This is a genomic window from Aeromonas sp. Marseille-Q7275 (genome assembly GCF_965119515.1).
On the sequence record NZ_CBCPLW010000009.1, the window covers coordinates 110,115 to 123,605 of the forward strand.

Below are 13,491 nucleotides of genomic sequence, written 5' to 3' on the forward strand. Positions count from 1 at the left end.
AAAGGGGAGCAAAACAGCATAAATCCGCAGACAGGAACCGACATGAGCCTCTATTTGGGTCTGCCCCAGTGGTCACACCCGGCCTGGCCCGGCCAGTTGCTGGGGGTGGGCGCCAGGCCCGCCGAGCACCTCGCCCACTATGCCCGGGTGTTCAATACCGTGGAGGGCAACACCACCTTCTACGCCTCCCCCACCCCGGACACGGTGCGCCGCTGGGCCGATGCGGTGCCGCCCCACTTTCGTTTCAGCTTCAAGTTTCCGAAAGAGATCAGCCACCAGAGCGATCTGGTGAGCGCCGGCAGGCAGGTGGCGGCCTTCATCGCCCTGCTGGCGCCCCTGCACGGGCAACTGGGGCTGCTCAAGCTGCAACTGCCCGCCCGCTTCGGCCCCGCCGGTCTGCCGCGCCTCGCCGCCTTCTTCGAGAGCCTGCCGCCGGATTTCACCTATGCCCTCGAGGTGCGCCACCCCGACTTCTTCGCCAAGGGGGAAGCGGAGCGGGCCCTGAACCGCCTGCTGATGGACAGGGGCATCAACCGCATCATGCTCGACAGCCGGCCGCTCTTCTCGGTGCCCGCCACCACGGCCGCCATGATCGATGCCCAGGGCAAGAAGCCCAGGCTCCCGGTACACCTGCTCGCCACCGCCAACAGCCCTGTGGTGCGCCTCATCGGCCTTCCTCAAATCGAGGACAATTACCCCTTTTTGCCATCCTGGTTGCCCCGTTGGAAACAATGGCTGGCAGAGGGGAAGGATCTCTACCTCTTTATCCATACCGCCGACAACGCCCGGGCCCCCGAACTGGCCCGTCAGGTCAGTCGGCTGCTCGGTCAGGAGATGGCCCCCTGGCCGGGGGAAAACGATCGCGCGCGCCAGGGCGTGCTGCCCTTTTAGCCACTCCCTTCCCCGCCCCTGTTTCACCGCTAAAAAAAGCCGTTTTTTTGTGGCCCCACTGGGTTCGGCGTCAAGACAAACGCCCGCCTTTCCTCTACACTACCGCCCCAAGCAAGGACCCGGACGCCCGCCATGGCACAGTGTTGCAGGCGACCGTCCGGCTCCCGGGAAAGGGCTCTGACCGCTGTCCATGGCAACACCTGCCGCAGACGGCTCATCCCCATAAAGGACCAGGATGATGGTCCATTGCGAACAGGGCGGGCCCGAAGGATCTCAAGGCCAGCCACCCCGTTCGTAAACCGGTGACGACCCGGACGGGCGTCACCCAACGACTCCATTGAACACACAGTCGGTTCGCGCACCGGCTGTCAGGTTGCGCCAGCATGCACGATCAGATTTTTGCCGCCCCCATCGCCCAATTGGGGGATTTTTGCTTTGACGAACAGGTCGTCGATGTCTTCCCCGACATGATCCAGCGCTCTGTGCCGGGTTACAGCAACATCATCTCCGCCATCGGCATGATGGCCGCCCGCTACGCCCAGCCCCAGAGCCGCCTGTACGATCTCGGCTGCTCCCTCGGCGCCGCCACCCAGGCGATGCGCCGTCATGTCAACCAGCCGGGCTGCCAGATCACGGCGGTGGATCTCTCCCACCCCATGATAGAGCGCGCCCGCGCCCACCTCTCGGGCTTCAAGTCCGAGGTGCCGGTGGAACTGGTGGAGGCGGACATCTGCGACATCGCCATCGAGAACGCCTCCGTGGTGGTGCTCAACTTCACCCTGCAGTTCGTCGAACCCGAGAAGCGCGCCGCCCTCATCGCGCGCATCCATGACGGTCTGCGCCCCGGCGGCATCCTCATCCTGAGCGAGAAGTTCCGCTTCGAGGACGAGCAGGTCAACGCGCTGCTCATCGACTTGCACCTCGATTTCAAGCGGGCCAACGGCTACAGCGAGCTGGAGATAAGCCAGAAGCGCACCGCCCTTGAGAACGTGATGCGCACCGACAGCCTGGAAATCCACCGTGCCCGCCTGCGGGACGCCGGTTTCACCCATCAGGATCTCTGGTTCCAGTGCTTCAACTTCGGCTCCATGATTGCCATCAAATCAAGCGACGCCCAGCCATGATCGATTTCGCCAACTTTTATCAACTGATCGCCAAGAACCGGCTGAGCCACTGGCTGCACACCCTACCCGCCCAGCTGCACGCCTGGCAGCACGACAACCTGCACGGGGATCTGCCGCGCTGGAACCGGGCCCTCAACAAGCTGCCGCAGGTGGTCCCCGGCAACGTCGAGCTGAAAAACCGGGTCGAGGTAGGCAGCCTTGAGAGCATGAACGAGGGGGAGCGCAAGAAGACCGAGAGCCTGCTGCGCCAGTTCATGCCCTGGCGCAAGGGCCCCTTCCATGTGCACGGCATCCACATCGACACCGAGTGGCGCTCCGACTGGAAGTGGGATCGGGTGCTGCCCCATATCAGCCCGCTCGCAGGGCGTTACGTGCTGGACGTGGGCTGCGGCAGCGGCTACCACCTCTGGCGCATGGTGGGGGAAGGGGCCAAGCTTGCGGTCGGCATAGACCCGAGCCCGCTCTTCCTCTGCCAGTTCGAGGCCATTCGCCACTTCGCCGGCAACGATCAGCGCGCCCACCTGCTGCCGCTCGGCATCCAGGAGCTCCCTGAGCTGCGGGCCTTTGACACCGTCTTCTCCATGGGGGTGCTCTATCATCGCAAGTCCCCCATCGAGCACATCGAACAGCTGCGCAACCAGCTCAAAGACGATGGGGAGCTGGTGCTGGAGACGCTGGTGATCGACGGCGGTGTCAACGACGTGCTGGTGCCCACCGATCGCTACGGCAAGATGCGCAACGTCTGGTTCATCCCCTCGAGCGCCGCCCTCAAGCTGTGGGTCGAGCGCTGCGGGTTCAGGGACGTGCGGATAGTGGACGAGAATATGACCAGCACCGACGAACAGCGTCGTACCGACTGGATGATTAACGAGTCCCTGAGTGACTATCTGGATCCCACCGATCCCGCACTCACGGTCGAAGGATACCCGGCACCCAAGCGTGCCGTACTGATCGCCAGAAAGGCCAAAGACTAGCCGATGGCGGCTGTGGAAGTTACACTGACCCAATTCCAGGAAGCACAGTTAAATGAATGACATGAAAAGCAAATTAAAAGGAATGACCCTGCTCTCCCTGCTCAGTCTCGGCGGGTGTGTCAGTATGGAGAAAGCGCCCCCTGTCCCGACCCTGACGCTGGCGGAGCTGCGCAACGAGATCTCGTTGAGCGAGCAACGCCTGCAAACATCCATGGAACAGCAACAGAAGCAGTATGTGCAGCAACAGCACCTGCTGGTTCAGCTCAACACCGATGTCACCAACATGAAAGAGTCCGTGAAGAAAGTCGACAGCAAGCTGGCTACCCTGCCACCCGAGCCCCCCAAACCCATGGCCATTCCCACCGAGAAGTGCCCGGCCCCGAGCCAGGGCCACACGGTCGACGGCAAGCTGCTGGTGGGTGAAGCGGAGTGGATCTGGGTCGATGCCGCCAACGATGCCTTCCAGGCACGGGTCGATACCGGCGCCACCACCTCCTCCATCAGCGCCCAGGAGATCACCATCTTCGAGCGCAACGGCAAGAACTGGGTGCGCTTCTTCCTGAGCCACCAGGAGATGGACGACAAGATCCAGATCGAGGCGCCCCTGGTGCGTCACGTGCGGGTGCGTCAGGCCTCAGCCGACGACCTCGACCGCCGTCCCGTGGTGCGCCTCACAGTGCGCATCGGCGACATGACGGAGAAGGCCGAATTTACCCTGAAGGATCGCAGCGACATGACCTTCCCCGTGCTGCTGGGCCGTGAATTCTTGAAAGACATCGCCGTGGTCGACGTGGCCCGCGAGTATATCCAACCAAAACCCAAGCTCAAGGATGTAAAATAATCCATGGTTTCCCGTAAGCCGTTCTATCTGCTGGTAGCCCTGCTGTTCATTGTCGGCCTGGGAATGACGTTTTATCACCATGTCGCCCTGGACGTGCCCCTCACGCCCGGTGAAAAACGTCAGATCTGGTCTATCGAAGCCAAGCTCGAGTTCGAGGCCACCGGCGAGCCGGTGATCGCCTCCCTGGCCATTCCGGGCACCCAGCCCGGCTTTACCCTGATGAACGAGAACGCCGCGAGCCCGGGCTACGGCCTGTCGTTCGTGGAAAAAGACGGGGATGCCCGCGCCGAGTGGTCCATTCGCAGCGCCTCCGGCCGCCAGGAGCTCTACTACCGGGTCGACATGATGGCGGATGCCCATGCCAAGCCCGCCGCCAACCCCCTGCCGCCCGCCATCGAGAAGCAGATCGAGAGTGAGCCCTACTACGCCACCGCGATGAAGCAGATCCTCGAGCGCGCCCAGGAGCGTTCCGCCGACGGCTACACCCTGACCCGCGAGATCATCAAGGAGATCGAGAAGCAGGAGCAGAACGCCGAGCTGCTGAAATCCCACAAGAGCCGCGCCAGCCTGATCGCCGAGCTGCTCAACAACGCCGAGGTGCCGGCACGGGTGGTGCACGCCCTGAGCCTGGAAGACGGTCGTCGTCGTCAGGAGCTGGTGGACTACCTGCAGGTGTTCAACAGCCCGACCGACTACAAGCTGTTCAACCCGCAAACCGGCGAACAGGGACAACCGGGCAACCTGCTGCTGTGGGAATACAACTCCGGCGCCCTCCTGGACGTCACCGGCGGTCACAACTCCCGCGTCACCTTCTCGATGATCGAGCAGGAGCAACCGGTCAACGTGGCCCTGGCGCAGAAGTTCGAGAAGTCCGAGATGATGAACTTCTCTATCCACAGCCTGCCGCTGGAAGAGCAGGCCCTGTTCAAGGGTCTGCTGCTGATCCCCATCGGCGTGCTCATGGTGGTGTTCCTGCGGGTCATCGTCGGTATCAAGACCTCGGGCACCTTCATGCCTGTGCTGATCGCGGTCGCCTTTATCCAGACCTCGCTGGTCACCGGTCTCATCGGCTTCCTGCTGATCGTCGGCACCGGCCTGGTGATCCGCTCCTACCTCTCAAGGCTCAACCTGCTGCTGGTGGCGCGAATATCGGCGATCATCATCATGGTGATCTCGATGATCGGCATCTTCTCGGCCTTTGCCTTCAAGCTGGGGCTGACCGACGGCATGAAGATCACCTTCTTCCCGATGATCATCCTCTCCTGGACCATAGAGCGGATGTCCATCCTGTGGGAAGAAGAGGGTCCGAAAGAGGTGGTACGCCAGGGTGGCGGCTCCCTGCTGGTGGCGGTCATCGCCTACCTGGCCATGGACAACGAGCTCATTCGTCACCTCACCTTCAACTTCCTCGGCCTGCAACTGGTGCTGATGGCCACCGTGCTGGTGATGGGTAACTACACCGGCTACAAGCTGAGCGAGCTCAAGCGCTTCAAGCCGCTGGTGGACGAGATGAAGTCCGGTGCCACCCCGGGTAAGGACAAGTAACAGATGTGGTTCTGGCAGAAATACACCAGCCCGTGGAGCCTGTCGCAAGCAGGCATCCTCGGCATGAACAAACGCAACCACTCCTACATCAGCCGCTACAACCCGCGTCGTCTCTACCCGCTGGTGGATGACAAGCTCAAGACCAAGCGCATCGCGCTGGACGCGGGGGTGACGGTGCCCGAACTCATCGGCACCATCCGCGAGCAGCACGACGTGACCCGCATCACCGAGCTGGTGAAGGATTGGCCGGGCTTCTGCATCAAGCCGGCCCGCGGCTCCGGCGGCAAGGGGATCCTGGTGATCCTGCGCCAGGAAGAGGGCAGCTTCTTCAAGCCCAACGGCAGCGCCTGCAACGGCCAGGATCTGGAGCGCCATGTCTCCAACATACTGGCGGGCCTCTATTCCCTGGGCGGCAAGCCCGACGTGGCGCTGGTGGAAGGCCTCATCAACTTCGATGACGTGTTCGACGGCTACTCCTTCGAAGGGGTCCCCGATGCCCGGGTGATCATCTTCAAGGGCTTCCCCGTGATGGCCATGATGCGCCTCTCCACCTCGGCCTCGGACGGCAAGGCGAACCTGCACCAGGGCGCCGTGGGGGTGGGTCTGTGCCTGCGCACCGGTCGCGCTCTGCGGGCGGTGCAGTTTGGCAACCCCCTGCGCCACCACCCGGACACCGGCCTCGATCTCTACGATCTCAAGGTGCCCCACTGGGATACCCTGCTGACGCTGGCCGCCTCCTGCTACGAGATGTCGGGGCTTGGCTACATCGGGACCGACATGGTGCTGGACAAGTTCCGCGGCCCCATGCTGCTGGAGCTCAACGCCCGTCCCGGCCTCGCCATCCAGATCGCCAACGGTCGCGGCCTGGTGCCCAACCTCAAGACCATAGAGAAGCTGGGTCAGGTCAAGATGAACGTGGAGCAGCGAGTCAACTTCGCCAAAGATCACTTCGGTATCTTCGACGAATAGCCTGCCTCGCACCTGCAGAAACGCGCCAACAGGCGCGTTTTTTTATGGCCGGCCATGGGCGGCCCCGCAAGACGCCGGGGAAGGCCGATCCCCGTCACATCCCATGGCAACCCCCCTTCAACGGGCTGGCACAAGGGGATAAGCTCCCAAGGCAGTAGTTGCCGCGACGGGCACGGACTGGCGGGCTTACCCCATCCGCTGGCCCCGCGATGCACGGACCCTGCCAGGAGGGCGCCTAATCTCGGCGACAAAGCAGTCTCTCGATGGTAGATTAATCAAATCAAATAGATAGCATCGATCGGGTTTCCCCTATGCAACGTTGGCCCAGCCTGAAACAGCTCCAGTATCTGGTCGCTCTGGACGAGCACAAGAATTTCAATCGCGCCGCCAAGGCCTGTCATGTCAGCCAGTCCACCCTGAGTACCGGGATCCAGACCCTGGAGGACATGATGAACCTGCAACTGGTGGAGCGTGACCACAAGAGCTTCATCATGACGCCGGTCGGCATGGAGATAGTCGCGCGGGCGCGCAACCTGCTCTCCGATGCCCGGGATCTGATGGAGCTCGGCCAGCAGCAGGGAGGCGTCATGCACGGCACCGTCCGCCTGGGTTGCATCCCCACCATAGCCCCCTTCCTGCTGAGCAAGCTGCTGCAGCGGTGCGGCAAGGCCTATCCGGAGCTGGAGCTGCTGCTGCGAGAAGACACCACCACCAACCTGCTCAAGCAGCTGGAGCAGGGCCAGCTCGATCTGCTGATCCTGGCGCTGCCGGTGGAGATAGGGGGCTTTCACAGCAAGACGGTGGGGCAAGATCCCTTCCACATGGTGATGCCCTCCCACATGGCGGCGGGGCTGCACATGCCGTTCGACTACAAGGAGCTGCCCAACCAGAGCATCTTCCTGCTGGAGCGGGAGCACTGCCTGACCGAGCACGCGGTGAGCGCCTGTCGGCTGAGGGACAAGAGCAAGATCAACCCCTTCGCCGCCACCAGCCTGCACACCCTGGTGCAGATGGTGGGCGCCGGCCTTGGCACCACCTTCCTGCCCCAGATGGCCATAGATGCGGGCATCCTCGACAACTCGGATCTGGTGGCCATTCCCCTGCCCGGGGAGAAGCCTTATCGGGAGATAGGCCTGGTGTGGCGCCCCAGCACCACCCGGGTGCAGACCTTCTACAAGATTGCCGAGCTGCTCACGCCGCTGATAACCCCCAAGGCGGCGGAGTGACGACTGGCTTGCCGGGGGCTGGTCTTCTGCCCTTGGCAAGCATTTATGCTATTGCTGTTCAGCTTCCAGGCAGGAACATCGTCTATGATGAATCCCGTGCCCTATCAAGGAGTTGAGATGTTTCGCACCCTGCTGCCGCCCCTGCTGGCCCTGCTTGTCGTCGCCTGCTCCAGTACTCCGGAGCCGCCACCGCCTGCCCGCCAGGCCAGTGCCTTCGACGGCTTCTATCAGCAGTGGCGCGGCGTCCCCTACCGCATGGGTGGCACCGGTCGCGCCGGCCTCGACTGCTCCGCCTTCACCCAGCTTGCCTACCAGCAGGTGCTGGGCTTCACCCTGCCCCGCACCACGGAATCCCAGGCCAGCCTCGGCAGGCCGGTGGACAGATACCGGCTGCAGCACGGGGATCTGGTGTTCTTCAAGACCGGCTGGCAGCAGTACCACGTCGGGGTCTACACCGGCGCCGGGGAGTTCATTCACGCCTCCACCAGCAAGGGGGTGATCCGCTCGCGCCTCGACAACGTCTACTGGAACAGCCGCTACTGGCAGGCCCGCCGCCTGACCCAGTAGCCGCCACCAACGAATCGAAAAGAAGAAGGCCCCGAGGGGCCTTCTTCATTATGTGCTGCGCAGAGGCTCAGTGCTTGCGGTGCCAGCGGGGCGAGGTGGCCCGCTCCCCCCAGGGGGTGACGCAGGGCAGCAGGGCTCCCTCGATCAGCCCATCGCTGGCCGCCAGCGCCTCGGCAATCTTCTCGTGGAGCAGGCGCAGCAGGTTCTTCTCCTGCTCCGCCAGGGAGTGGCCCGCGGCGAAATACTCCCGCTGATGTTGCAGCGCCAGCTTCTGGGCAAATTCATAGGTGTTGAAACTGTCCGGCATCCGCTCGATCACATCGTCCAGCCGGGCCAGCAGGCTGTGCAATTCCCTGGTCATGTGCTGCTCTCCATTTGAGTTAATGAGCAAAAACTACCCCTTATTGGATAATCCACCAATCGAGATACCCCAAAACTGTGGGGCCGAGCACAGTTCCGGCGGGCAGGCCCCCCAGTCGCCCTCGCTCCGGCACACCCCTGTTTACAAGCTGGCAACAAGGCGTTAGGCTTGGACCGACTAATCAGTCGGTCAGTTTTTGTGCGGAGCAAACCATGGAAGCCATACGAACAGAGTCCCCAGACAAGTTCTCCCTGCCCGAGCAGTTGCACCGCCTCAAGCAGGCCTGCCAGGCCCATCCCATGCCGAGCCAGGCACAGCGCCGCAACCGGCTGATCGCACTCAAGGGGGCCCTGCTCGCCCACAAGCAACCCCTGTGCGACACCCTGGCCCTGGACTATGGCCAGCGCAGCGACTATGACTCCCTGGTCGCCGACATCCTGCCCTGCGTCATGCAGATCAACTACAGCCTGAAACGGCTCAAGGGGTGGATGAGGCCGGTGCGGCGTCATCCCGGCCTGCTGCTGGCCCCCGCCAGGGTCGAGGTGCACTATCAGCCGCTGGGCGTCATCGGCATCATGGTGCCCTGGAACTTCCCTGTGATGCTGAGCCTGGGGCCCCTCATCGGCGCCATCGCCGCCGGCAACCGCGCCATGATCAAGCTCTCCGAGTTCACCCCCCACACCAACGCCGTGCTGCGCACCCTGCTGGCCCAGGTGTTTGACGACGACGAGGTGGTGGTCATCGAGGGGGACGCGGGACTCGCGGCCGCCTTCAGCACCCTCCCCTTCGATCATCTGTTGTTCACCGGCTCCACCGCGGTGGGCAGGCGGGTGATGGCCGCCGCCGCCCCCCAGCTCACGCCGCTGACCCTGGAGCTGGGTGGCAAGAGCCCCTGCCTCATCGCCCCCGATATGCCCCTGGCCCTGGCGGTGGAGCGGATGATCTTCGGCAAGAGCCTCAACGCCGGCCAGATCTGCGTGGCCCCGGACTATGTGCTGCTGCCACGGGGGCAGGAGCAGGCCTTTATCGAGGCCTATCAGGCGCACTTTCGCCGCCTCTATCCCAAGGGGCTGGATAGCCCGGATTACGGCTCCATCATCAACGGGGCCCAGTATGAGCGGCTCACCGGCTGGCTGGCGGAGGCGAAACAGGCGGGCGCCGAGGTGCACCCTTGCGCCTCGCCGGCCCGGGATGACGGCACCCGCCGCCTGGTTCCCCACCTGCTGACCGAGGTGCCAGGCCACTGCCAGCTGATGCAGCAGGAGATCTTCGGCCCCCTGCTGCCCCTGGTGCCCTATGACAGCATCGAGGAGGCCATTGCCTATGTGGCGGCCCGGCCACGCCCGCTGGCGCTCTATCTGATGAGCCTGGATCCGGCGCTGCAGCACCGACTCATCCGGGAGACCCACGCCGGTGGCATGGCCATCAACGAGTGCCTGTTCCAGGTGGCGGCGGACGACGCCCCCTTCGGCGGCATAGGCCCCTCCGGCATGGGTCACTACCACGGCCACGAGGGCTTTCTCACCTTCTCCAAGGCGAAAACCGTGCTGCGCCGCGGCCGTTTCAGCGCCGGGACCCTGATCCACCCCCCTTATCGGCGCTGGTACCAGCGGCTGATGATGACCCTGTTCCTGCGCTAGGAGGCAGCATGAGCGATCCCATGACAGACAAACGCCGCCAGATCCTGGATGCCGCCCTCGCCCTGTGCGCCGAGGATGGCCTGCAGGGGGCCGCCACCGCCCGCATCGCCCGGGCGGCCGGGGTGGCCAACGGCACCCTGTTCCACCACTTTCCCAGCAAGGAGCTGCTGATCCAGCAGCTCTACCAGGACGTCAAGCTGCGCCTTGGCGCCGCCATCAACGAGGCGGATCCGGCCCTGCCCCTCAGGGAGCAGGCGCGCCACTACTGGTGTCAGGCGATGAGCTGGATGCAGGCCCATCCCCACGAGCTCAAGTTCGTGCTGGGCTTCTTCCACTCCCCCCTGCTGGCCAGATCCCTGCGCAGCCAGATCCTGGGGGAGACACTGCGCTTCCTGCCGCGCCTGCTCGCCCGGGGTCAGGCCAGCGGCGAGCTGATGCAGGCGCCCCCCGTCCTGATGCTGGAGGTGTGCCAGAGCCAGTTTCTGGCCTGCGCTTCCCTCTTTGTCGACCAGCCCGAGCTCGGGGAGGATCCCCACTGGCAGGCCAGCGCCTTCGCCCTCTTCTGGTCCGCCATCGCAGGAGGCCTTGATGACGCTTGATCCTTGGCTTGCCACCGGCAGGCGCCTCTGGATAGGGGGCCTGCTCTGGGTCATCGGCCGCACCCTGTGCCGCGCCGCCCGGGTCGACGAGGCGGTGCGCCGCGAGCTCGCCCCCCTGCCGGAGGGGCTCTGCATCCGGCTGGAGGTGCATGGGCTGAACCATGGGCTGACCCTGCACAAGAGGGCCGGGCGCTGGCGCTGCGAACCCGCGCCCCTTGGGGCAACAAGTCCTCATGTTCTGCGGGTCTGCTTCAAGCACCCCGCCATCGCCTTTCGCGCCCTCAGCTTTCGCCTCGGCATCAATCAGGCCTTCTGCGAGAACCGGCTGCTGGTGGAGGGGGATCTCGGTGCGGCCATGCACCTGGTGCGGGCGCTGGAGCAGCTGCAAGCCCTGATCCTGCCTGCCTTCATCGCGCGGCCCCTGCTGCGCCACTACCCGAGCCCGCGCCACAAGCTCGCGCGAGCCTGCCACATCTACCTGGGTCTGCTGACCGGTTGAAGAGAAGGATGAACACCATGAGCCGTTATTACGATTTCTTCTGTCCGGTCAGATTGATGGCGGGGGAGCAGGCGCTGGAGCAGCTCCCGGACGAGCTGATGGCACTGGGGGCACGCCGTCCGCTGCTGCTCACCGACAAGGGAGTCGGCGGCAGCGGGCTCGCCACCCTGCTGGCCAATGTGCTGGCGGAGGGGGGCCTGCCGGTGGCCGCCATCTGGGACGAGATCCCCGCCGACTCCTCCACCGCCGTGGTGGAGCGCATCGCCGCCCGCTGGCGGGAGCTGGGCTGTGACAGCCTGGTGGCCCTGGGGGGCGGCTCCGTCATCGATACCGCCAAGGCGGTCAACATCCTGGTCACTCTGGACGGGGAGCGGCTGCTGGATCACGCGGGGGCAGGCTGCCTGACCCGGCCCCTCAAGCCGCTGGCGGTGGTGCCCACCACGGCGGGCACCGGCTCCGAGGTGACCCTGGTGGCGGTGATCCGGGACGAGGGGAGCGGGCGCAAGGTGCCCTTCACCTCCCCCTTCCTGCTGCCCCAGCTGGCGGTGCTGGATCCACGCCTCACCCAGGGGCTGCCGCTGCCCATCACGGCCGCCACCGCCATGGACGCCATGACCCACGCCATCGAGGCCTTCATCGGCAACGGCAAGAACCCGGTCAGCGACGCCCTGGCCCTGATGGCGGTGGAGAAGATAGCCGATGCCCTGCCCAGGGTGCTGCTGGCCCCCGAGGACAAGCACCTGCGACTGCAGCTGGCGGAGGGCTCCACCCTGGCGGGCATGGCGTTTTCCAACTCCATGGTGGGGCTGGTGCACGCCCTCGGCCACTGCCTGGGGGCCCGCTGCCACCTGCCCCACGGCCTGTGCATGAACCTCTTCCTACCCACTGTGCTCGACTACAACAGGCCGCAGATAGACCCTGAGCTGGCCCGTCTGCTGCTGCCGCTGGCGGGGCCTGAGCGCTTCGCCGCCACCCCAGAGGCGCTGCGCCCCCAGGCCACCCTGGATGCACTCTGCGCCCTGCGCGACACCCTGTGGGAGGCGGTGCGGCTGCCGCGTACCCTGGCGGAAGCCGGGGTGACGGACAGAGCCGTGCTCAAGGATATCCGGGATCTCGCCATCAACGATGGCGCCCTGCTCTACAACCGCAAGGATGCGGACAGGGAACAGCTGCTGGCGCTGCTGGAGCAGGTGTGGGAATGACCCCCAAGCCAGCTCGCAGAGGGCCGGGGGCGCAGGATCAGATGGGCGGCGTGAAGACCCCGGTGGAGAGGTAGCGATCCCCCCGATCGCAGATGATGGCCACCACCACCCCCTGGCTGATCTCTGCCGCCACCCGCAGGGCACCGGCCACGGCGCCCCCCGAGCTGACCCCGCAGCAGATCCCCTCTTCCCGCGCCAGCCGGCGCATGGTGGCGAGCGCCTCCTCCTGGGTCACATCCAGCACCCGATCGACCCGCTCTGGCTCGAAGATGGCGGGCATATAGGCGGCGGGCCAGCGGCGAATGCCGGGGATCTGGCTCCCCTCTGCCGGTTGCAGGCCTATCACCTGCACCGCCGGGTTCTGCTCCTTGAGGTAGCGGGAGACCCCCATGATGGTGCCCGTGGTGCCCATGGCCGAGACGAAGTGAGTGATTGCCCCCTCGCTCTGGCGCCAGATCTCGGGGCCGGTGGAGAGGTAGTGGGCATCCGGGTTGGCCGGGTTGTTGAACTGATCGAGCACCAGCCCCTCGCCGCGGGCCTGCATGGCCAGCGCCAGATCCCGAGCTTCTTCCATGCCGTTTTCAACCAGCACCAGCTCGGCGCCGTAGGCCTGCATGGCGTCGCGCCGCTCCTGGCTCATGGTACTGGGCATGACGAGGCGCATCCGGTATCCCCGGGCCGCCGCCACCATGGCCAGCGCTATGCCGGTATTGCCCGAGGTGGCCTCGATAAGCCGTGCTCCTGGCCCTAAGTGACCGCTCGCCTCCGCCGCCCGGATGAGGTTCAGGGCCGGCCTGTCCTTGACCGAGCCGGCGGGGTTGTTGCCCTCCAGCTTCACCAGCAGGGTCACGTCGGGACAGGGGTTGATGCGACGCAGGCGCAGCAACGGGGTATTGCCAATCAGATCTTCCAGGGTGGCGAAGGCCATAACGGGATCCATCCTCTGCTAACTGTTCTATACCTTGCCTAGCGAGCCGCTCGCAGGCCGGTCAGTGTAAGCGAGCCTCCTCGGCCCGCAAAGAGCACGGTTGGCAAAGTCCGGCCAGCATGCTC

The 13,491-nt window shown here is 64.9% G+C and carries 14 protein-coding genes; 12 read left to right on the forward strand and 2 right to left on the reverse strand.

Annotation, left to right across the window (positions count from 1 at the left end; all coding sequences use genetic code 11):
- Window positions 1–42: 42 nt before the first annotated feature.
- From ACWPWQ_RS10555 to ACWPWQ_RS10590, 8 genes are all read left to right on the forward strand, one after another.
- Window positions 43–891 (forward strand): DUF72 domain-containing protein, encoded by an 849-nt coding sequence (locus ACWPWQ_RS10555; protein WP_454009736.1) that lies wholly within the window; start codon window positions 43–45, stop codon window positions 889–891.
- 383 nt (window positions 892–1,274) lie between these two features.
- A complete protein-coding gene (gene cmoA, locus ACWPWQ_RS10560) occupies window positions 1,275–2,015 on the forward strand; it encodes a carboxy-S-adenosyl-L-methionine synthase CmoA (protein WP_205641370.1) in 741 nt (246 codons plus the stop codon).
- Window positions 2,012–2,989 (forward strand): tRNA 5-methoxyuridine(34)/uridine 5-oxyacetic acid(34) synthase CmoB, encoded by a 978-nt coding sequence (gene cmoB / locus ACWPWQ_RS10565; protein ID WP_454009737.1) that lies wholly within the window; start codon window positions 2,012–2,014, stop codon window positions 2,987–2,989. The genes cmoA and cmoB overlap by 4 nt, the downstream gene beginning before the upstream one ends.
- A gap of 52 nt (window positions 2,990–3,041) precedes the next feature.
- On the forward strand, window positions 3,042–3,830 hold the full coding sequence (locus tag ACWPWQ_RS10570) for an ATP-dependent zinc protease family protein (protein ID WP_041204232.1): 789 nt from the start codon (window positions 3,042–3,044) through the stop codon (window positions 3,828–3,830).
- Between the two features lie 3 nt (window positions 3,831–3,833).
- Window positions 3,834–5,375 carry an inactive transglutaminase family protein gene (locus ACWPWQ_RS10575; protein WP_454009738.1) on the forward strand — a complete coding sequence of 514 codons (1,542 nt, stop codon included), beginning with the start codon at window positions 3,834–3,836 and terminating at the stop codon, window positions 5,373–5,375.
- Window positions 5,376–5,378: 3 nt separating this feature from the next.
- The gene (locus tag ACWPWQ_RS10580; protein WP_454009739.1) at window positions 5,379–6,344 is read left to right on the forward strand and encodes an alpha-L-glutamate ligase-like protein; all 966 of its coding nucleotides are present in this window, start codon (window positions 5,379–5,381) and stop codon (window positions 6,342–6,344) included.
- 311 nt (window positions 6,345–6,655) lie between these two features.
- Window positions 6,656–7,570 (forward strand): hydrogen peroxide-inducible genes activator, encoded by a 915-nt coding sequence (locus ACWPWQ_RS10585; protein WP_202046339.1) that lies wholly within the window; start codon window positions 6,656–6,658, stop codon window positions 7,568–7,570.
- Window positions 7,571–7,687: 117 nt separating this feature from the next.
- Window positions 7,688–8,137 (forward strand): C40 family peptidase, encoded by a 450-nt coding sequence (locus tag ACWPWQ_RS10590; protein WP_202046340.1) that lies wholly within the window; start codon window positions 7,688–7,690, stop codon window positions 8,135–8,137.
- A gap of 67 nt (window positions 8,138–8,204) precedes the next feature.
- On the opposite strand, the gene ACWPWQ_RS10595 is transcribed toward ACWPWQ_RS10590, so the two are convergent.
- Window positions 8,205–8,498 (reverse strand): hypothetical protein, encoded by a 294-nt coding sequence (locus tag ACWPWQ_RS10595; RefSeq protein ID WP_025326337.1) that lies wholly within the window; start codon window positions 8,496–8,498, stop codon window positions 8,205–8,207.
- Between the two features lie 212 nt (window positions 8,499–8,710).
- On the opposite strand from ACWPWQ_RS10595, the gene ACWPWQ_RS10600 reads away from it, so the two are divergent.
- The 4 genes from ACWPWQ_RS10600 to ACWPWQ_RS10615 are packed head-to-tail and all read left to right on the forward strand — an operon-like array spanning window position 8,711 to window position 12,438.
- Window positions 8,711–10,138 carry a coniferyl aldehyde dehydrogenase gene (locus ACWPWQ_RS10600; RefSeq protein WP_454009740.1) on the forward strand — a complete coding sequence of 476 codons (1,428 nt, stop codon included), beginning with the start codon at window positions 8,711–8,713 and terminating at the stop codon, window positions 10,136–10,138.
- Between the two features lie 8 nt (window positions 10,139–10,146).
- Window positions 10,147–10,737: a TetR/AcrR family transcriptional regulator gene (locus ACWPWQ_RS10605; RefSeq protein WP_454009741.1), complete on the forward strand. Its 591-nt coding sequence runs from the start codon at window positions 10,147–10,149 to the stop codon at window positions 10,735–10,737.
- Window positions 10,727–11,236: a hypothetical protein gene (locus tag ACWPWQ_RS10610; RefSeq protein ID WP_454009742.1), complete on the forward strand. Its 510-nt coding sequence runs from the start codon at window positions 10,727–10,729 to the stop codon at window positions 11,234–11,236. The genes ACWPWQ_RS10605 and ACWPWQ_RS10610 overlap by 11 nt, the downstream gene beginning before the upstream one ends.
- A gap of 17 nt (window positions 11,237–11,253) precedes the next feature.
- Window positions 11,254–12,438, forward strand: a complete 1,185-nt coding sequence (locus ACWPWQ_RS10615) for an iron-containing alcohol dehydrogenase (protein WP_454009743.1) — start codon at window positions 11,254–11,256, stop codon at window positions 12,436–12,438.
- Between the two features lie 37 nt (window positions 12,439–12,475).
- Here ACWPWQ_RS10615 and cysM read toward each other — a convergent pair whose 3' ends face one another.
- Window positions 12,476–13,378 (reverse strand): cysteine synthase CysM, encoded by a 903-nt coding sequence (gene cysM / locus ACWPWQ_RS10620; protein WP_454009744.1) that lies wholly within the window; start codon window positions 13,376–13,378, stop codon window positions 12,476–12,478.
- Between the last annotated feature and the right edge of the window lie 113 nt (window positions 13,379–13,491).